Here is an 18,640-nt window from a genome sequence, read left to right as displayed (position 1 = left end):
AATACAGCAGATATGTAAACCCGGTGGACAAATGGGGAGATTTGTCGACGCAGTGAAGCCCTCTTCTCAATCCTCGATCGGCACTCCGAGATGCCGGGCGAGCTTGCGCATCGTGTGGACGATCTGCTCTTCTTTCACTCGCGGAAACCCGGCAGCCCTGCGGAACTCCGGATCGGTGACGCGTGACCAGTCGTAGACCTGGGTGAGCGCGGTCCGGTCGTCGGTAACAGCATCGAGCTCCCATGACCAGCGGGTTCCGCGCGGCTCCATACCCGCCCGGTTGGGAATCCACCCGATCCGGCGATCCTGCTCGAAGACGAACACGGTGTTCTCCATGACGTACTCACCGATCGCAGGCTGGTACATCTCCATCGCGAACATTTCGCCCACAGCGGTGAGCGGCATCGGGTCGATTGCGCCCTGCAACATCTCCGATCCATCCAGCTCGGCCTGTAGTTCCGGATTCGCCAGGGCCGCGAAGATCGATGCTGCGGGGGCGTCGATCACGCGTCGGACCGTCAGTTGTTCGGTCAAAGGGAGCTCGCTTCCAGTCTGGTGGCGTTACCTCTCGCGCACGTATGTACCCGAAGCGATCGAGCCTATTCCTCTCAGGCCAGTTTCAGCCCTGCAACAGCGTTGCTGTTTTCCGGCCTGGGGAGTCCGTAATGCCCGCGCAGAGTGTCCGCGGTGTATTCGGTACGGAACAAACCCCGAGCCTGCAGGATCGGCACGACGTGGTCGACGAAGAGGTCCAGACCCGACGGGAGGACGGGCGGCATGATGTTGAAGCCATCTGCAGCGCCGCTGACGAACCACGACTCGAGTGCATCGGCGACCTGGTCGGGAGTCCCGGTGAACGTACGGTGACCACGTCCACCGCCGAGTCGGCCGATCAGTTGGCGGACGGTCAGCTTCTCTCGACGAGCGAGATCGACGATCAAGGTATAGCGACTCTTGGCACCCTCGATAGCGTCCTCGGGTAGCAGGTCGGACGGTAGTTGCTCGTCGAGAGGTAAGTCTGCGATCGGGACCTTCAACAGGTCGGCGAGTTGGCCGTGGGCGAATTCGTGGACGATGTAGCTCTCCAATTCAGCAGCCTTGGCCTCGGCTTCTGCTTCGGTGCTCCCGAGGACCGGGACGATGCCGGGGAGCACCTTGGTGGCGTCCGGATCGCGCCCGAACCTCGCCGTCCGCGTTTTGATGTCGGCATAGAACTCCTGAGCGTCGGCGAGCGTCTGTTGGGCGGTGAAGATGGCCTCGGCGTACTGCGCGGCAAAGGCGCGTCCATCCGTGGAAGATCCCGCTTGCACGAGCAGCGGATAGCCCTGCGGGCTACGAGCGACGTTGAGCGCACCGTCCACGGAATAGAATTCACCGTGGTGGTGTGGTGGGTGGATCTTCTTCGCGTCACCCCAGATGCCCGACGCCTTGTCGGCGACCTGCACGTCGTCTTCCCAACTGTCCCATAGCTTCTGGGCTACCTCGACGAATTCTCTTGCGCGACGATAACGTTCGGCGTGCGAAGGTTGATCGGTGAGACCGAAATTGCGAGCTGCGTCGCCGCCGGCAGTGGTGACGATGTTCCATCCTGCGCGTCCACCGCTGAGGTGGTCGATGGAGGCGAACCTGCGCGCCAGGTTGTACGGGCTGTTGTACGACGTCGACGCCGTCGCGATGAGACCGATCTTGTCGCTGACCACGGCCAATGCCGACAGCAGGGTCAGTGGTTCGAAACCGCCGGAAGGGCGGCGACCGACATCGGCATACAGGACCGGGCCATCTGCGAAGAAGATGGAATCGAACAGGCCACGCTCGGCTGTCCGTGTCAGTCGAACGTAATGCTCGAGGCTTCCGTTGGCGTCGGGATCGCTCTCGGGCAGACGCCACGAGGCCTCGTGATGGCCGGTTGACATCAGAAAAGCGTTCAGATGCAGCTGCTTGGTCATGCGGACACCTCGATGGAATCGACGACACCCAGGGCTGCGAGCAACTCGTCGCGATAGGTGCCGAACAGTGGATTTTTTCGGTCACGGGGGCGGTCGAGTTCGATGGTGAGATCGAGTCCGATTCGGCCGTCTTCGAGCACCACTACGCGGTCGGCGAGCGATACTGCCTCGTCGACATCGTGGGTGACGAGGAGAACGGTGGGGCGGTGTCGGTGGCACAGTTCTTGGATCAATTTGTGCATCCGGATGCGGGTCAGGGCGTCGAGTGCTCCGAAGGGTTCGTCGGCGAGCAGGAGCTGGGGGTCCCACACCAGTGATCGAGCCAGCGCAGCGCGTTGGGCCTCGCCGCCGGACAGCTCCGACGGCCATGCGCGCTCCCGCCCGCCGAGTCCGACCTCGGCGAGGGCGGCGACTCCACGTGCACGAACTTCGCTCCCGGGGGCGCCGAGCAGCACGTTGTCGAGGACGCGCTTCCAGGGCAGAAGCCGAGAGTCCTGAAACACCATGGAGATTCGATCAGGGGTGGTGATTGTGCCGGAACCGACCACATCGTCGTCCAGTTCGGCGACGGCGCGCAGCAGCGTGCTCTTCCCTGATCCGCTGCGGCCGAGCAGGGCGACGAATTGCCCCGCCGGAATGTCGATGTCGAGGTGGTCGAGCACGGTCCGAGTGCCGAACTCTCGCACCAATCCACTGATCTTCAATCCAAGTTTCCCAGTTTCGAGTTGCCCAAGGGTCTCTAGTGCAGTCCGCGACGCCATGACAGTGCCTTCCTTTCAATTGTTCGAATGATGGTGTCGGTGAAGAATCCGAACACTCCGTAGATGACGAGCCCGACCACGATGACGTCCATCTGGCCGTAGTTCTGCGCTTGGAACATCATGTAGCCGAGTCCGCTCGTGGCGTTGATCTGTTCGAGTACGACGAGCGAGAGCCAGGAGATGTTGACCGCCAATCGAAGTCCGATGAACAACCCTGGTAGCGCACCGGGGAATACCACCTGTCGAATGAACTGGGTTCGGTTCAGTCGAAGCACCTGCGCGAGTTCGACATAGCGGTGGTCGATACCCTGCAGTGCTGCAACGAGATTGATGTAGATCGGCACGAACACGCTCAACGCGATGATGACGATCTTGAAGCTCTCACCGATTCCGAGCCACAGGATCAGCAGCGGAATGAGGCCGAGCGTGGGAATCGCGCGCTTGAGCTGGACCGTGCCGTCGATCAGGGTGTCGCCGACTCGGGTGAGACCGGCCAGCAACGACAGCACCAGCGCGAATGCAAGACCGAGCCCGAACCCGATCGCTGCCCGTTGCAGCGAGGTCGCGATGTCACCCACGAGGGTGCCGGTCGTCCACAGGTCGAGAAAGGTCGCGGCGATGGTCCACGGGGCAGGCAACATACGAGTGTCGATCAACTCGTAGGTCGAGGAGATGCTCCAGAGCCCGAGAATCAGGACCGGCCCGGCAATCGGTGCCCACCGCGGGGATCGTCTCGGTACCAGCCGTTTTCGGCGAGCGGTCGGGGGCGTAGGGATGGCGGTCGGTGCAGCTTGTTCGGTGGTGGCGCGGGTGGGGCGTAGCGAGAGAGTCGTCATTTCAGCTCCGGTACTCGGTGTCGATCGCGTCGGCGAGGATGTTCTCGAATCGCCGGTCGAACAGTGTCTCGGCGTCGAACGAATCGACGAAGCCTGCAGCGGAGAGCAGTTCGATATTCTTCTGCTGCCACCCGATGGCCTCGTCCCAGGTGGGCGGATAGATGGGCCGGTTGGCCAGCGCGATCACTGCTCGGGCGTCGGCCGGCGCCAGATTCTGAGTTTCGACGTAGAACTTCTGCGCCCAGATCTCCGGGTTCTCCCAGATCCAGATGTTGGCGCGCGCCCAGATAGGGATGTAGGACGCGAGTGCCGCCGCCTTGTCGCCGTCTTCGAGCACGGTGGTCGGTGCCCACAGGATGCTGAGCAGATCGACCACGTCGGTAGTGATGACCCTGGCGCCGTCGGCCCGGTACTGCTCCAGATACTTGGGCACCTGGGAGTTGCCCAACACTGCCACGTCGACCTGCCCGGACTGCAATGCAGTGAGAAACTGGTTGCTGGTCAGATTTGTCAGCGTCACCTCCGACTGAGCGATTCCGGCTTCTTCCAAGGCACGCAGCAGGACTGCGCCTTGGGCTTGTCCCTGTGAAAATGCGAGCGTCTTTCCGGCGAAGTCCTTCACGGTCTCGATGTCGGACCCCGGCTTGGTTGCAAAGGCGTAGTTGGGAGTTCGCGTCAACTGCACTGCCACGATTTTTGCATCGAGTCCCTGATACTCGGCTTGGATCGGAGGTAGTCCGGCATTCGTTGCGACATCGAGGGACTTGGAGCGGAATGCATTGATGACGTCGGGTCCTGCAGTGACGTTGGGCCACTCCGGAACTTGGAAGCGCAGTTCGTTTTTCAGTGAAGACAAGCCCAACGCCAGCGCCACCGATCCCAGCGGGGACGAGATCTTCAGCGTGGTATCGGGTGCAAACTCGGTAGGGATGGCGCTCTTGCTCGTGAGAAGTGTTGCAGGGCGGGCGGTTCCAGTGCAAGCCGCGAGTCCTAGTGCGGCGGCACCACCGATGAGCCCACGAATGAACAATCGTCTGTCAAGCGTTGCAGAAGAATGGGTATGGAGAGGCATGAGAAGTCCTTACTGGTTTTCCGGACATGGCCGGACAATCGGCGATAGGCGCCGAACAAGAATCAGCGAGAGTGGATGAAGGGAATCGACCCGAGACAACACTCGGCCCTAGCGGAGCATCCGGCGGCGCACACTGCGCTGCTTCCGTACCTGAGCGTCTTCACCGAATCGAGAGTAGGGGGAGAGCGGTAGCGCCGGAAGCTATGAAATCCCGGTGATCGAAAGTATCGGCTCGTTACCGATCTCGCATTCGAGTGGGCAGGTATAGTTGAACAAAACACCCCGCCCACAAGCAGAGGATTCATGGACAGCGATAGACCCGGGCCGGACGCGGCTCCACGCACGATGTCGACAATGTGCGAGGCGGTGTCCGGCGAATGAGCGAAGTGCTCGCCCTCCTTCTCGGCATCCTCGTCGTCTTCCTTATCACGGTCGTCACCGGCTATTTCGTGGCGCAGGAATTTGCTTACATGACCGTGGATCGGTCTCGACTCAAAGCTCGCGCAGAGGCCGGTGACACAGGCGCGCGGCGCACTCTCGAGGTCACCAAGCGCACCTCGTTCATGCTGTCCGGCGCGCAACTCGGTATCACGGTGACCGGACTTCTCGTCGGTTACGTGGCAGAGCCGCTCATCGGACAATCCCTGGGCACACTGCTCGGCGGGGTCGGTATTCCGACCGCGGTCGGAATAGGTATCGGCGCCGTAGTAGCGCTGCTGTTCTCGACCTTCATCCAGATGTTGTTCGGCGAGCTGTTTCCCAAGAACTTCGCAATCGCCCGGCCCGAGCCGGTCGCACGCTGGTTGTCCTTGTCGACAACGATGTATCTGAAGTTGTTCGGATGGCTCATCACCATCTTCGACCAGTCATCGAATCTGCTGCTGAAAGCGCTGAAGATCGAGCCGGTCCACGACGTCGAACATTCTGCGACACTTCGCGACCTCGAACACATCGTTGCCGAGTCGCGGGGTTCCGGCGATCTGCCCGACGAGTTGTCCGATCTCCTCGATCGGATTCTCGACTTCCCGACGCGAACCGTCGAGCATGCGATGATTCCGCGATCTCGCGCCGCGACTGTGCGTGCCCACGATTCGCTGGCAAGTGTCACGGCTTTGATGGGACACGAGCATTCACGTTATCCAGTGCTGGACGAAGATGACGGCATCGTGGGTGTGGTGCATCTGCAGGACATTCTGATTGCGGTAGATCGGCCGGACGCCGAAGTCCGCGAGTTCGTTCGCCCGGCATTGATTCTGCCGGAGACGCAGGCACTTCCCGATGCTGTTCTCGAATTGCAGTCATCGAAGAATCAGCTCGCCTGTGTGATCGATGAATACGGCGGATTGACGGGTGTCGTCACCATCGAGGACTTGGCCGAGGAGCTCGTCGGGGAGATTACCGACGAGCACGACGCCGGCGAAGTCGATCCGACACCGATCTCAGCCGAGGACGGTACCTGGACGATGGGCGGTGAGGTTCATATCGATGAGGTCGAACGTTCCATCGATCATGATCTGCCCGGCGGTGACTACGAAACGATCGCCGGTTTGATCATCTCCCATCATGGAGCTTTGCCCAGCGTCGGAACCGTAGTGGAAGTCGAGCTGCCCGCCGATTCGGCCGACCTGGTGAACGACGACGACGAAGTTCCGGAGCGGTACGTAGTTCTCGAGGTGCTCGAGATCGACAACTACGTCCCTTCGACGGTCAGACTTCAACTGAGACAACGCGATTCGCGTAGCAGTGACCATCCCGACGATACTCACCGCTCCGATGACCGAGAAAAGGATTCCCACCGATGAGCGATCCGTGGATCGTGCTGGCGGTCACCGTCGGACTGATCGCTGCAAGTGCATTCTTCGTCGCCGTGGAGTTCGCGTTGCTTGCGGCAAAGCGTCACCGGCTCGAGGATGCGGCGAGCATCAGCAGGTCGGCACGAGCGGCCCTGCGTAGTTCGAGTGAGCTGACGGTGCTGCTGGCAGGTTCACAGCTCGGCATCACCCTGTGCACGTTGGCACTCGGCGCCACCACCAAACCCGCCGTTCACCATTGGCTCACACCGGCTTTCGAGTCCTGGGGTATCGCGTACTGGGTGTCGGACGTGGCCGGCTTCGTGCTCGCGCTCATCATCGTCACCTTTCTTCATCTCGTGGTCGGCGAAATGGCACCGAAGTCGTGGGCCATCGCTCATCCGGAACGGTCCGCGACGTTGCTGGCCATTCCGATGCGCGGGTTCATGTGGCTGACTCGCCCGATACTCATCGCTCTCAACGGTATGGCGAACTGGTGCCTACGCAAGGTCGGCGTCGAACCATCGGAACAGCTCGCCTCGGGACAGAACGCCGAGGACCTGCGCCAGCTGGTGGAACATTCCGTCAATGTCGGGGCGCTGGACATCAGCTACTCGGCGCAGATCTCCGGTGCGCTGGACTTGCAGAAGCTGGTGGTTCGTGACCTGCTGATGTCGCCGGGTCTGCCCGTGTCGGTGTCCTCGGCAGCAACGATCGCAGACGTCCGAGCGGCGTCGATCGAGTCGGGGCACCTGCGCATTCTCGTGCGCGACGATGAGATCGTCAGCGGTGTAGTCCATGTTCGCGACACCCTCAACGGCGATGTCACCCTCTCCGAGATCACTCGCCCCGTACTCACCTTGCAGGTAGAAACTCCGGTGTACGTCGCACTGGCTTCGATGCGCGAGACGAGCAATCATCTTGCGCTTGTCGTCGATGGACAGCAGACGCTCGGCGTGGTGACGCTGTCCGATGTCCTCTCGTGGCTGTTGCCGACTGCCACCTTGCCCGGCTGAAGACAACTCCCGAAGGCATGAGAACAAAAAAGAACTCGGCCCTCGCCGTCGTATGTCCCGCGAGGGCCGAGTGGTTGTTTCTCGAGCGTTTCAGATTGGATTGATGACCAGCAGCGTTGCCCAATACGTGGCAACGTCGTGGCCGACCTGGGGGAGTAACAGGTCATACAGAAGGTAGGACATCATCTCGCTCGAGCTCCTCGTTGTTCGCGGCACAGGCGCCACTTCAGGGGTTAACGCTCTACATGGTTCACGAGCCTCGCTGGAAGGTCAATCACCCCGGCGGAATCCGCCCGTCGGGCGAGTTTCCAGAGGATGGGAGCCGATAGATGAAGGACGTCGCGTTCGAGCTGAGTGAGCTCCTCGTCCATCGCGTCGGCGAGCCACTTGTCGCGCTGTGCACGGTCCGCTGCGACGAGAGTCGTTCCTTCGGCGGTCACCACGATCAACAATCGTCGCCGATCGGAGGTGTCCGGGGTGCGGGTCACCAAACCCTCTGCTTCGAGGGCGTTGAGATTACTTGTCAGCGACTGGATCCGCACGCCCTGCATCGCAGCGAGATCTACGGGGGCGCTCGATCCGCCGCTTCGCTCGACGTCGCCGAGAATCTGCATCTGACTCGGCGTCAGGTAGGGCACCGGGCGCTGCTTGCGCAACCTTCTCGTCAAAGCGAGCATCGCCTCGCTGAACTCCGAGGTGCTCATCTATCCGCCTGCTGCACGCCGTCGGTACGCATCCTGATAGCTTAATCGCCGCTGGACCTGCGTGAATACAACTACGTTCTCGCGCTCGGGTGCGGAGCGCGAGAACGTAGTGTTCAACGTGAAACCTGCGCTGAGATCAGGTCAGCCGATGCAGCCCTGCAGGGTGGTGAAGCTCCCCGCGATGCCGGGTCCCTGGCATAAGGCACCGGTGGGGGTCAGCGTGACGGTGGCACCCGGGCCGGCAATCGCGATGGACAGCCCCAGTCCGACGGCCGAGTTTTCCGCGAGGCTGCCCGGTCCGAATGCGATCGCAGCCGGTCCTCCGCCCGCCGTGCCGTCCGCTACCGCGATGCCGCCGTTGAATCCTAGAGCGAGTGCTGCTGCGTTGGCCATGGCGTTGGCAGATCCCCAGCCGTCGAAACCGTATCCGGCTGCCGCGCTCGTGGCATCGGCCTGACTGTCGCACTGGGAGTTTCCGACCAGCGACGCTGCAGCGTTGCCGCCCGGTGCAGTCGTACATCCGACCGGGGCGGCGGACGCCGTCGCGGGAACGAGTGCGGCGAACGCCAGTGCTGTGCCGATGGCTGCTACGCCGCCGAGACTTCTCTTCACTGCTGTCATGCTGGCTGTGGACATGTCGAGCCTCCCGATAGGTCGTTGGTAATGGTGGGCAACGTGGAACTGGTTCCTCGCAGCACCCTCCTCTACGTTCCTCTCTCTGGGACACAGCGAACCCAAGCGGCCATTACGTATCTGTCACGCAATGGTCACGGCAAGGTCACGACGGCAAGATTTCGAATTCAGCAGAAGTCCCCGTGAACGGTGTGAGCCGGCCATCGATCGCCCGGGCATCGCCGAAATACACGATGCGGTAGCGCCCGGCTTGCTGAGAGGCCGGAACATCCCACGCGATCGTGGTGTCGGTGATCGGCCCAGAGTTGTCGAAGACGATGGTCGTGTACCAGTCGCTGTCGTCGTACTCTCGAACCCAGCTCGCACCGTCGGCCCGCTCCACGGCCAAATATGTGTCGTCACGTCGCAAATTCGAGTTCGGGTTCGTACCGGAAAACCGCACTGCGACATGTGCGCCGACGTCGTACTGCGGGGACGGTTGACTCAACACGTCGCCGAATGCCCTGCCGGGGGCCGGAAGATCGACGAACGCGATACCGCTGGGAGAGTTCGGTATCGCGCCGGTCAGGTCCGGTTGCGAAGTTCCGTTGTCGATCGTCCGGCCATCTCGCATGGCGGATGCGAGGTCGACGGCGATTTGAACGGTTGCCGGGAGTTGCCAGCGACCGAACGGGGTCGCACCGCCTTCGTAATCCTGCTGATCGTATTCCTCGGGTGTGGTCAGGTAGTGGCCGTAGCCGTTGGTGTACCCCTGCACGACGATCTGATCGGAATCGACGCCGAGCGTGTCGGCCAGGGCTGTTCGCAAGCGCGAGCCTGCGACGATGGTCGGCTCGAACGGGCAGGAGAACAGGAAGAACCCGCCCAGCCGCGCGAGGTGAAAAGGAAGCTGCTGCTGCACGATTCCTGGTATCAATCCGACGGGGAGAAGGATGTCCTTCGGAGCATGTGCATCGCGTAGCCACTGCGGCATCACCACCGAACCGAGAGCTGCCAGAGCGGGATTGCCGCCACGCTCGCCCTCTTGAAGTCCGAGTTCCGGTAGTCCGCCGCCATCCTCCTGACTCGACGCCGCGAAGGCGGCACCGAGCGCCGCGGGGCTGGTGGTATGGGTGCGGCCATCGCCGGTGAACTCCGGTCGGACGGTGAAGCCGGAGAAGTCTGCGTACACCCACCTGACATCGATTCCGGTGCCGACTGCGCTCGCAGCGGACTCGGTTTGCGCACGCGCAGTATCGAATTGGCGCATGCCGATGATGCGGGTGTTCTCGAATTCGTCAGTCGTCGGACCTGTTCCAGGCTGCCTGTCCAGGTTGGGGGTGATGTCGCCGGGGGTGCTTTGGCAGAATGCGGCGACGAAGGTGGGGTTGCGGTAGTCGACCTTCTCGACCTCCCGCTCCCAGTGCCATGCTGCATATCCCTTGTTATCGGTGCTGATCAATGTGTTCGTGGCCTTCATCGACGTGCCGTGGGTGGCGAACCAGTTGATGATGCCTGTCAGTTCCCCGTCCCGCATCACCTGTAGGTTGACCGATCGCGGATCGATCTTGCCCGGGAATCGAGAGGTGTCCGAGATCGGATCTCGATCGAATGCTTTGGGAGAGCGGTTGACTCCGGCATCGGTCAAGGAGCCGGTGGTGATGGAGACCTGACCGGGTTGCACGTCGTCGTGTGCCCGTCCGATCGCGTCCACGATGCCCGCGACGTTGGACTCGAAGGTGATCGGCCGGAACCCCAGCGTGGTGATGTCCACCAAGAGATGGCCGTCGGTTCCGCCGGGGGCGGCATGGGTGTGGGTTGCCGAGAGCAGGACGTTCCCTCGGTGATAGAGATCGCCGAATCGAACGGCAAGGCGCCGGAGCACTTCTTCGAGAATGCTCTCGAACATGAGGCCGACCTCGCACGTCACATGCACGAGTCGCTGGGCCGAAGCGGCGTCGACGAACACGAACGCCCGCGCCCGCTGCCGCAGGTGCAGGCCCGCTGAGGACTGTTCCAGGACTGCGTACCCGTTCATTCCGGCACCGAGCGGTTCACCTGTCATGTCGCCGATGCCTCGGCCGACTTCGAGACCCCCCGGTGCCGCCCACGCCCGCCCCGCACTCCCAAGTGTCGCACTCCCAAGGGTTGCAGCCCCGAGGGCCGCGACCCCGGTGGCGGCGAGAAATGATCGTCTACCGAGTCCTGAATTCACTACGATTGCCCCCATGCTCGTCGATTCGAACTGCACGGTAACACCGTCTCACCGGACGCAGTGTCGCTCTACGCCAGTGAGTTCTCGTGCTGGCTTGTCTCCGATCCCGATCGTGAGGGCAGCGACGACGATCCCGATCAGAACACCGATGAGGGTGTCGCCGACCCGACTGATCGCGACGGCTGGGGACAGCTGTCCGGCTATGCCGGTCAGAAGCAGCGCCATCGGTGTGACGGCGATCGTGGTGAGGCCGTAGTTCTTCATGACGAGGAGTTCGGCAACGATCTGCAGAACGATGATGGCGAGCGTTGTCTGCCAGTATCCGAACGCACCTGCAATCAGTGCGGCGGCGATGACAGCGCCGCCGACATTCCCGAGTAGCCGCTGTATGCCGCGCTCGACCGTCGTGTGAAAAGTGATGCCCTGCAGGGCGGCCATCGCGCCCATAGTCGCCCACAAAGGATGCTCGAAGCCGAAAGCAGTTGCGCACCAAGCGGCCAACAATGATGCCACGGCGATGCGTGCCGCATTGATCACAAGTGCCCGTGAGGTCAACATGCGCACGCCGACGGCAAAGAAGTTTTCAGGTGTAGTGGCGAGCTCGGCAGCGCGCACCGGCAACGCGTCGTACCTGCGCATCTTTCGCAGTGCGCGTTCGTGAGCGAGGATTTCTGCTGCATGAGAAGGATTTTCGCCACGTGCCCAGGCGTCGAGCACCTGCTCGGCGTCGTCGAGGAGAGTGGTCAGTCCGAGGCTGTGATCGCGCGAGGTCGGCCGGGTATTGAGTGCAACGATCACGCGAGCGTGTTCGATCGACGCTCGGGCGATGCCGTCTTGTCTCGAGTCGGTGGCCGCGAGAGCGCGGGCGACCGCGAGTTGGCCGGGCCCGACAGGGTGGAGCAACGCCGGCAGCATTGCCGCTACCCATCCGATGGCAGCACCGATGGACACCGAAACGAAAACTTCGACCACGTCCCCGGCGGCGCTCGCGAACCCGACAGCCGCGGTCGAAGCGAACACGAGGATGACAGGGCCGGGTCCGGTGATGGAGAAGGCAGACAGTGCAAGGGCGGCGACTCCGGCTGCCAGGGAGATCGCGAAGATGTGGATAGCAGAGGAGGACGTTATCGTGCCGACCACGGCGCCCAGTGTTGCCCAAAGCACTATCGAGCCGCCGACCAGCGCCAGCTTGCCTGCGCGCCGTGGGTACGGCTCGTAGCGCGTGAATGCGCTGCACAGGGCGCCCAGGGCAGCGAAGCCTGCGAGTTCGGGCCTGCCGAGAATGCCTCCACCGACGAGTACGACGGCGATTGCTGCACCGACCCGGAGGGCTGGAGCGATAGTCGCATCGGCGTGCCCGAGCGTCATCGCCTGGCGCCAGGCCGCTCGCGAAGTGGCGTGAGCGAGCGCCGAACGGGTGTGGTCGAGTCGAATCACGGGAACGGGCACGTTAATACTTTACAGGTATTTCACTAGTAAAGTAAATGTCGCCATCTGTGACCTGGGCCGTAGGGTGAAGAGCATGACCTCGGTGCAGAAATCTGGCGGAGACTTCGTGGATCAGGTCCGCCGTGAGTGGGGCGCCCTCTTTCCGGACATCGACACTTCGCCGATCGAAGTTCTCGCACGGATCGGAAGGATCGCTGCGCAGGCCAACCACTTACTCGATTCCACACTCGCGCCGAGTGGGGTGTCGCGGGCCGAATTCGACGTCTTGAGCGCACTGCGCCGGGCTCAACGACCACTACGAGCGAGCGAAGTAACCTCGGTGACGATGCTCAGTGGGGCATCCACCACGAAGATCTCGGAACGCCTGGTGAAGGAAGGCTTGGTCGAGCGCCGCGGCTTGGACCGCGATGCGCGAGTCGTGCTGTTACAACTCACCGCTGCCGGCGTCGAATTGGTCGACACCGTCTTTCCGCTGCGACTCGCGCGTGATCGTGAACTGCTCGACGGGCTGAGCCAGGATGAAACAGAGGCGTTGGCACACCTGCTACGGAAGGTAGCGCTCGAGATCGAGTAACGCGACTCTTCGCATGTGAGTGGAACGTCCTCGATGAGAGCTGATTCCACTCACATGCGAGGCGCCTACACGGTGCAGAGTGGCTGAACGCCCGTTGCTCCGCCTGGTGTGGGCGAGGTGAGAATCAGGCACGAGTTGTAGCCGAGCGATTCGGCGACGGCGCGGATTTCGCGGAATGTTTCCGGGCTCGCTTCGGATGAGCGGGACAGGACGAAGCCCGAAGTCCGGAACGGATCTCCGACGAACGCCCAGGAGTAGTCGTCCGCGATGTAGGCGACGATGTAGTTGGTCGGCCCTTCCGGGTTCTCCTGGGTCGGTACGCCCGGAAAGCTCACGTGCAGCTGGGCATTCGTCACCGTGTCGTTGACGCGGGCGTTGCCGAGAATGTAGTTCTGCTCCCCGTTCCAGGTGGTGCACGTGTTCTCCACGCGCACGTTCGCCGGATCGAGCAGGGTGTATTTGGCTTGTGTGTCGCGCGCGCATTCGAGGTTGAACGGCTGCGGTACGGCGGCAATTTGATTCCAGGTGCCCTGGTATTCAGCGACATCGAGGGACGGGACGGGGGCGAGGGGTTCGAATCCGGCCGAACCGGACGGGGCAGGTGCTGCCTGCGCGATTCCGCCGGCGAGCAGCATCCCCGTGGCGCATGCGCCCGCAACGAGCGCGCGTGTGAGCATCGAATGTACCTTCATGGATTTCACTCCTTTTGTCCCACCAGTTCGGTACTGCTGGAATCGAATGTGTTCGGCCACCATATCCCCGGGCCGATGAGGGTGAACAGGGCTGGAATGACCAACGTGCGCACCACGAAGGTATCCAGCAGAATGCCGAGGCCGACGATGATACCCAGCTGAGTGAGCGTGATGAGCGGAAGTACACCGAGCACACAGAACACCGCGGCCAGCACGATGCCAGCACTCGTGATGACACCACCCGTGGCGCCCACCGCCCGCACGATGGCCGAGCGAGTGCCATGGCCGGGCGTCTCCTCCCGGGTACGCGTGACGAGGAAGATCGTGTAGTCGACGCCGAGGGCAACCAAGAACAGGAAGGCGAACAGCGGAACGTTGTCGTCGAGAGCCGGGAATCCGAAGATGTGCAAGCTCACCCAGCTACCGATGCCAAGGGCCGCCAGGGCGCTCAGCACTGTCGTGCCGACGAGCACCAGCGGGGCGACGATGGCGCGCAACAATACGAGCAGCACAGCGAGAACGACGATCAGAATGGCGGGCACGACGACGAGCCGGTCCCTGGCGGCGGCGTCACTGGTGTCGAGGGCTTGGGCGTCACTGCCGCCGACGAGCGCCTCGGCATCTGGAATGTCCTCCAGCGAACCGCGTAGATCCTCGATGACGGCGAACGCTTCCTCGGACGCAGGCGGCGAGTCGGATACGACGGACCATCGAGTCAGGCCGGTGCCGGAGTCGGCGCCACGAGTGAACGAGGTGACGGCGGCGTTGGCTGCCAGGACGGACTCGATCTCGGCGGCCGAATCCGTCTTTCCGACCACTGTCGTCGGATCGGCGAGACCTGCGGGGAAGTGCTCGGAGAGGGTGTCGAAGCCTTCGACGGATTCGGCGGTCACGCGGAACTGCTCGGTCTGTGACAAGCCGATACCGGTTCCGAAAAGAGCACCGGCACAGGCGAGGAGCGCGACGATCGTGATCGACGCCGTGCGTGCTGGATGTCGTGATACTGCGGCGGCGATGGAGAACCAGGCCCCCGAGGTGGCGGTATCGCGATCGTCAGGTCCTGGGATGAAGGGCCAGAACAGCTTTCGTCCGAACAATGCCAGCAGCGGGGGAAGAACGAGGAGGACGAACACGGCTGCGACGACGAGGCCTGCTGCCGCGAGTGCACCCAGGCTGCGGGTGCTGGGCAGGATCGCCAGTAGCAGTGTCAACAATGCCAGCACGACGGTGGCGTTGCTGGCGAGAATTGCAGGCCCGGCGTGGCGGACGGCTCGGGCAAGTGCACGTCGATGATCGGGCTCGGCCCGCAACTCTTCCCGATATCTCGAAATCAACAGCAACGCGTAGTTCGTACCCGCTCCGAAGACGAGAACGCTGGTGATGCCGGAGGTGGAACCGTCGAACGACAGGCCGGTCACCTCGGCGAGCGCCGTTCCGACGGAGGTGGCGACGCGATCGCCGAAGCCGATGACGAGGAGCGGAACCAGCCACAGAACAGGCGATCTGTACGTCACGATGAGAAGGATCGCGACCACGAGTGCGGTGACCGCGAGGAGGGTGAAGTTTGCGCCGGAGAAGGAGTTCGCGATGTCGGCGCCGAATGCCGGTCCGCCGGTCACCTGCGCGTCGAGGCCGTCGGGAAGGCCGTCGACGGCAGCGGTGCGCAGCGAGGTGACGAGGTCGTCGAGAGTGAACCCGGACAGCGAACTGTCTATCGGAACCAGGCCGAGCGTTGCTTTGCCGTCGGGTGCCGGCACGAGCGGAGGCGAACCGGTGTCGGTGCCCGCGGCGACCGCGGTCCGATCGAGGGCTTGCTGCGCGGCGGCCAGATCGGCTTCGGACAACACCTCGCCATCGGATCGACTGACGACGAGTATCGCCGGTGCGGTGTCTGCGCCGGGGAATTGGGTCAACAGCTCGGTGACCTGGGCGGACTCAGCTGCGGGTGGCACCGAGGACGGTGCGCTTCCGGCCGAGTCGTTCTCGCCGACGAGCGCCATGAACCCTAGCGAGAGCACCAGGACGGCCAGCGCGACTGCCCACGACCGGCGTGAGGTGACAATCCGGGCGAATCCGATCCAGAAGCCGTCTTCGCGGCGTGAGCTGTCCACAGGCAAACAATCTCACTAACTGAGACATTAATCAACCGGCAAGATCAGGCGCCGGCCATGCGGATAGTCTGAGCGCATCTTCGAAGAGAGAGGACCGCAGTGGCCGATCGAAGCGAGCTGGAATCGAAAATCTCGTCCGACGTACGTGCGCTGTCCGCCGTCTCCGAGGAGATCGGGCGCGCATTCAGCGCGCAACACGAACTGCGACACAACGATTTTCGTGCACTGCTCCTGATCATGGTCGCCGACGTCGAAGGCACGCCGCTGACGACGGGCGAACTCGGCGCCCGGCTCGGGTTGTCGTCCGCAGCTATGACGTACTTGGTCGAGCGGATGATCGAGTCGGGTCATATACGACGAGAAAAAGACGAACGTGACCGTCGAAAAGTGATTCTCCGCTATGCCGACCACGGCATGGCCGTCGCACGTGAATTCTTCGGTCCGCTCGGTATGCGTACCAATTCCGCGCTTGCCGATGTGCCCGACTCGGATCTTGCTGCGGCGCATCGAGTTTTCGTCGCTTTGATCGACTCGATGCGCGGGCATCACGAGGAACTCCTTCCACGGATCACCTGAGATCTCGGTGTTCGATTCGTCTTCACTATGCCGGACGGCCCGAGTAACGTAGGATTGACCGAGGTTGAGCTAACAGCCGTTGTCGGGGGAGACGCCCTGGCTGTCTCAGCCGTTAGCGGAACTCAAGTTCACATTCGACTGTCACCGCTCTCGTACCGTTTCCCTCCCGATCGAAAAGACGATGGGATGGCTATGACTGTTACTCCGCGCGGTGTCGAAGACGACGCAACCGCACACAACCAGGCCGCAATGAATACTCATGCCACAGCAGATACCTCGGTGTCCGTGGCTGCTACCGGCGCAATATTTCGAGCCGTACCGTTCGGCTCGGCCGCGCTCGTTGTCAGCGTGCACGGCGACATCGATATCCGCAGTGCACCGATGCTGGCCGAGTTCGCATCCACCCACATCGACGCGCACCGGCACCTCGTACTCGACCTGTCCGATGTCGGCTTCTTCGGCATCGCCGGCCTTACCGTCTTCAGCGCCCTCGACAGTGGGACCGAAGAAGCAGGGTCGAGCTGGTCGCTAGTAGAAGGACACCCGGTGCATCGGTTGTTGGAAGCTGCGTCGCTCCAACCTGCCGTGCAGGTCTTCGATCGAGTTGCCGACGCCGTCGAAGCGGCATCGAAGCGCTAACGTTCTTCTCGGTCTCGGGTGACCAGCTCCAGCAAGGAGCTGGTCACCTTTTTTCGTATCCGGCCGAGCGGACCCTGCTGACCCAATGCCGCTCGCGCAGCGTTCATCCCTGCTGCCCCGTGAACTCCTCCGCCGGGATGCGCAGAAGAGCTACCGAGAAACAGTCCCTCGACGACGGTTTCCGAACGTCCGAGTCCGGGTGTCGGCCGAAAGATCAACTGCTGCTGCAACTGTGCGGTTCCGCCGTTGACCGCGCCGCCGTAGAGATTGCCGTTCTCGCCCATCAGATCGGACGGTCGCTGGACCACCTCGGCGATGATCGACCCGCTGAACCCGGGGGCGTGTTCTTCGAGCACCTCGCGTACCCGGTCGGCGACAGTATCGGCTGACGCGTCGTCGGTCACTCCGCGCGGCAAATGCGTGTACGCCCAGGCGCTCTCGGTGCCCGCCGGTGATCTGGAGGCGTCTGCCGTGGTCATCTGCCCGAACAGCATGAACGGACGTTCCGGGAGCACCCCGGTGGTCAGATCGGCCAACCATCGGACCAGGCCGTCGTCGTCGGCGCCCAGATGCACGGTCCCGGCACCCGAGAGGCTTGCCGAGCGCCACGGGATGGGGCGGTCGAGGGCGTAGTTGACCTTGACCACTGGGGTATCCCATTCGAAGTTGCGGAGATCCTCGTGCACCCGTCGGGGTACCGCGTCAACCGGAAGCAAGGAACCGTAGAGCATCGGTGCGGAGACGTCGGCTATGACGGCCCGACGGACGAACACCGTATCCCCACCCTCCGTATGAACCGCTGACACACGTCCGCCGGCGACATCGATGCGATCGACCGGGCTGCCGCAGCGCAGTTCCGCCTTGCCTGCACGGCTCACGAGCGCATCGGCGAGCTTGCTCGCGCCACCCGTAGGCACCGGATATCCGACGTCCTGCGCCAACATCGTCAGCAGATAGCCCATCGCACCACTGACGGGCGCGTCGGAAGGGGCGTCACCGTGCATGGCATTGCCCAGCAGGAGGCACCTGGCGGCCTCGCTTCGGAAGAGCTCGTGCGCCATGACGCGTGCCGGTAGAGCCATGAACCGCCCGAACCGCAGAACGTCCGCGGCACCCAAGGTTCTGGCCAACGACGCAGCGGCGCGCACCGGCGGGAACGGTCCGAAGAAGGCGTCGAGCATCGGCTTCCGGATCTTCGTCCACTGATCGAACAGGTCGAACCAGGCATCGCCATCGCGACTGTCGTATTGGGCCAACGCCGCGGCGGTATCGGCGACGTCGTTGTGGACGACGGGGGCGGACTCGTCCATCGAGGAGCGTGCGTGGCCGTAGACGGTGGGCGAACGCGACCACCGCAGGCCATGATGCTCGAGGTCGAGTGAGGTCATCACGGGTGACGCGGCGCCCAACGGATAGAAAGCACTGAAGAGATCACTGCTGAATCCTGGTATGAGCTCGGCACTGCGGACAGCGCCTCCGGCTTCGGGGCCGGCCTCCAGAATTACTACGTCCCAGCCTGCGTCTGCCAATGCAGCAGCCGCTACGAGTCCGTTGTGTCCGGCGCCGATCACCACGGCGTCCGCAGAACGAAGTGTCATGAGCCCTACGGTACGTCTCGGTGAAAGACACAACGGTCGTGATGTTTGG

Annotated in this window: 17 protein-coding genes; 5 read left to right on the top strand and 12 right to left on the bottom strand. The window is 62.8% G+C overall.

All coding sequences use genetic code 11. The annotated features are described in order from the left end of the window. Window positions 1-66: 66 nt before the first annotated feature. The 5 genes from E5720_RS06660 to E5720_RS06640 all read right to left on the bottom strand — a co-directional run bounded on the left by E5720_RS06660 (window position 67) and on the right by E5720_RS06640 (window position 4,615). A complete protein-coding gene (locus E5720_RS06660; RefSeq protein ID WP_136169994.1) occupies window positions 67-534 on the bottom strand; it encodes an SRPBCC domain-containing protein in 468 nt (155 codons plus the stop codon). A gap of 74 nt (window positions 535-608) precedes the next feature. Continuing rightward, window positions 609-1,946: an LLM class flavin-dependent oxidoreductase gene (locus E5720_RS06655; protein ID WP_136169993.1), complete on the bottom strand. Its 1,338-nt coding sequence runs from the start codon at window positions 1,944-1,946 to the stop codon at window positions 609-611. Next, the gene (locus E5720_RS06650; RefSeq protein WP_136169992.1) at window positions 1,943-2,707 is read right to left on the bottom strand and encodes an ABC transporter ATP-binding protein; all 765 of its coding nucleotides are present in this window, start codon (window positions 2,705-2,707) and stop codon (window positions 1,943-1,945) included. Before E5720_RS06650 ends, E5720_RS06655 begins: the two co-directional genes overlap by 4 nt. After that, window positions 2,686-3,543, bottom strand: coding sequence for an ABC transporter permease (locus tag E5720_RS06645; RefSeq protein ID WP_136169991.1), 858 nt, complete (start codon window positions 3,541-3,543; stop codon window positions 2,686-2,688). The genes E5720_RS06650 and E5720_RS06645 overlap by 22 nt, the downstream gene beginning before the upstream one ends. Window position 3,544: 1 nt before the next feature. After that, complete coding sequence (locus E5720_RS06640; protein ID WP_136169990.1) at window positions 3,545-4,615, bottom strand: ABC transporter substrate-binding protein; 1,071 nt, start codon at window positions 4,613-4,615, stop codon at window positions 3,545-3,547. Between the two features lie 377 nt (window positions 4,616-4,992). Between E5720_RS06640 and E5720_RS06635 the strand changes: the two genes are divergently transcribed. Both E5720_RS06635 and E5720_RS06630 read left to right on the top strand, forming a co-directional pair. Next, window positions 4,993-6,417: a hemolysin family protein gene (locus tag E5720_RS06635; RefSeq protein ID WP_136169989.1), complete on the top strand. Its 1,425-nt coding sequence runs from the start codon at window positions 4,993-4,995 to the stop codon at window positions 6,415-6,417. After that, a complete protein-coding gene (locus E5720_RS06630) occupies window positions 6,414-7,421 on the top strand; it encodes a hemolysin family protein (RefSeq protein WP_136169988.1) in 1,008 nt (335 codons plus the stop codon). Before E5720_RS06635 ends, E5720_RS06630 begins: the two co-directional genes overlap by 4 nt. Before the next feature lie 233 nt (window positions 7,422-7,654). Here E5720_RS06630 and E5720_RS06625 read toward each other — a convergent pair whose 3' ends face one another. From E5720_RS06625 to E5720_RS06610, 4 genes are all read right to left on the bottom strand, one after another. Then, window positions 7,655-8,125, bottom strand: coding sequence for a MarR family transcriptional regulator (locus tag E5720_RS06625; protein ID WP_136169987.1), 471 nt, complete (start codon window positions 8,123-8,125; stop codon window positions 7,655-7,657). Between the two features lie 141 nt (window positions 8,126-8,266). Then, complete coding sequence (locus E5720_RS06620) at window positions 8,267-8,761, bottom strand: DUF6764 family protein (protein ID WP_247596193.1); 495 nt, start codon at window positions 8,759-8,761, stop codon at window positions 8,267-8,269. Between the two features lie 142 nt (window positions 8,762-8,903). Further along, a complete protein-coding gene (locus E5720_RS06615; RefSeq protein WP_136169986.1) occupies window positions 8,904-10,967 on the bottom strand; it encodes a neutral/alkaline non-lysosomal ceramidase N-terminal domain-containing protein in 2,064 nt (687 codons plus the stop codon). A gap of 33 nt (window positions 10,968-11,000) precedes the next feature. After that, a complete protein-coding gene (locus tag E5720_RS06610) occupies window positions 11,001-12,401 on the bottom strand; it encodes an FUSC family protein (protein ID WP_247596192.1) in 1,401 nt (466 codons plus the stop codon). A gap of 73 nt (window positions 12,402-12,474) precedes the next feature. Here E5720_RS06610 and E5720_RS06605 point away from each other — a divergent pair, with 73 nt between their 5' ends. Further along, window positions 12,475-12,975: a MarR family transcriptional regulator gene (locus E5720_RS06605; protein ID WP_136169985.1), complete on the top strand. Its 501-nt coding sequence runs from the start codon at window positions 12,475-12,477 to the stop codon at window positions 12,973-12,975. Between the two features lie 65 nt (window positions 12,976-13,040). On the opposite strand, the gene E5720_RS06600 is transcribed toward E5720_RS06605, so the two are convergent. Both E5720_RS06600 and E5720_RS06595 read right to left on the bottom strand, forming a co-directional pair. Further along, window positions 13,041-13,667 (bottom strand): lipocalin family protein, encoded by a 627-nt coding sequence (locus E5720_RS06600; protein ID WP_136169984.1) that lies wholly within the window; start codon window positions 13,665-13,667, stop codon window positions 13,041-13,043. A 5-nt stretch (window positions 13,668-13,672) separates the two neighbouring features. Continuing rightward, a complete protein-coding gene (locus E5720_RS06595) occupies window positions 13,673-15,667 on the bottom strand; it encodes an MMPL family transporter (RefSeq protein ID WP_136172489.1) in 1,995 nt (664 codons plus the stop codon). A gap of 210 nt (window positions 15,668-15,877) precedes the next feature. Between E5720_RS06595 and E5720_RS06590 the strand changes: the two genes are divergently transcribed. Both E5720_RS06590 and E5720_RS06585 read left to right on the top strand, forming a co-directional pair. Further along, window positions 15,878-16,354: a MarR family winged helix-turn-helix transcriptional regulator gene (locus E5720_RS06590; protein ID WP_136169983.1), complete on the top strand. Its 477-nt coding sequence runs from the start codon at window positions 15,878-15,880 to the stop codon at window positions 16,352-16,354. 192 nt (window positions 16,355-16,546) lie between these two features. After that, window positions 16,547-16,993: an STAS domain-containing protein gene (locus tag E5720_RS06585; protein ID WP_247596191.1), complete on the top strand. Its 447-nt coding sequence runs from the start codon at window positions 16,547-16,549 to the stop codon at window positions 16,991-16,993. Here E5720_RS06585 and E5720_RS06580 read toward each other — a convergent pair. Beyond that, window positions 16,990-18,591: an NAD(P)/FAD-dependent oxidoreductase gene (locus E5720_RS06580; protein WP_136169982.1), complete on the bottom strand. Its 1,602-nt coding sequence runs from the start codon at window positions 18,589-18,591 to the stop codon at window positions 16,990-16,992. The two genes, E5720_RS06585 and E5720_RS06580, sit on opposite strands and share 4 nt — an antisense overlap. Between the last annotated feature and the right edge of the window lie 49 nt (window positions 18,592-18,640).

Source organism: Rhodococcus sp. PAMC28707 (assembly GCF_004795915.1).
Lineage (GTDB): Bacteria > Actinomycetota > Actinomycetes > Mycobacteriales > Mycobacteriaceae > Rhodococcoides.
This window is presented reverse-complemented; position numbering and strand designations above follow the sequence as displayed.

What these genes read in the sequence shown, in the direction of transcription:
- E5720_RS06640 (WP_136169990.1), bottom strand. Translation starts at nt 4,615, where the DNA reads ATGCCTCTCCATACCCATTCTTCTGCAACGCTTGACAGACGATTGTTC.
- E5720_RS06580 (WP_136169982.1), bottom strand. Translation starts at nt 18,591, where the DNA reads ATGACACTTCGTTCTGCGGACGCCGTGGTGATCGGCGCCGGACACAAC.
- E5720_RS06605 (WP_136169985.1), top strand. Translation starts at nt 12,475, where the DNA reads ATGACCTCGGTGCAGAAATCTGGCGGAGACTTCGTGGATCAGGTCCGC.
- E5720_RS06655 (WP_136169993.1), bottom strand. Translation starts at nt 1,946, where the DNA reads ATGACCAAGCAGCTGCATCTGAACGCTTTTCTGATGTCAACCGGCCAT.
- E5720_RS06625 (WP_136169987.1), bottom strand. Translation starts at nt 8,125, where the DNA reads ATGAGCACCTCGGAGTTCAGCGAGGCGATGCTCGCTTTGACGAGAAGG.
- E5720_RS06615 (WP_136169986.1), bottom strand. Translation starts at nt 10,967, where the DNA reads ATGGGGGCAATCGTAGTGAATTCAGGACTCGGTAGACGATCATTTCTC.
- E5720_RS06595 (WP_136172489.1), bottom strand. Translation starts at nt 15,667, where the DNA reads ATGGCGCTCGTCGGCGAGAACGACTCGGCCGGAAGCGCACCGTCCTCG.
- E5720_RS06650 (WP_136169992.1), bottom strand. Translation starts at nt 2,707, where the DNA reads ATGGCGTCGCGGACTGCACTAGAGACCCTTGGGCAACTCGAAACTGGG.
- E5720_RS06630 (WP_136169988.1), top strand. Translation starts at nt 6,414, where the DNA reads ATGAGCGATCCGTGGATCGTGCTGGCGGTCACCGTCGGACTGATCGCT.
- E5720_RS06635 (WP_136169989.1), top strand. Translation starts at nt 4,993, where the DNA reads ATGAGCGAAGTGCTCGCCCTCCTTCTCGGCATCCTCGTCGTCTTCCTT.
- E5720_RS06645 (WP_136169991.1), bottom strand. Translation starts at nt 3,543, where the DNA reads ATGACGACTCTCTCGCTACGCCCCACCCGCGCCACCACCGAACAAGCT.
- E5720_RS06600 (WP_136169984.1), bottom strand. Translation starts at nt 13,667, where the DNA reads ATGAAGGTACATTCGATGCTCACACGCGCGCTCGTTGCGGGCGCATGC.
- E5720_RS06620 (WP_247596193.1), bottom strand. Translation starts at nt 8,761, where the DNA reads ATGTCCACAGCCAGCATGACAGCAGTGAAGAGAAGTCTCGGCGGCGTA.
- E5720_RS06585 (WP_247596191.1), top strand. Translation starts at nt 16,547, where the DNA reads ATGACTGTTACTCCGCGCGGTGTCGAAGACGACGCAACCGCACACAAC.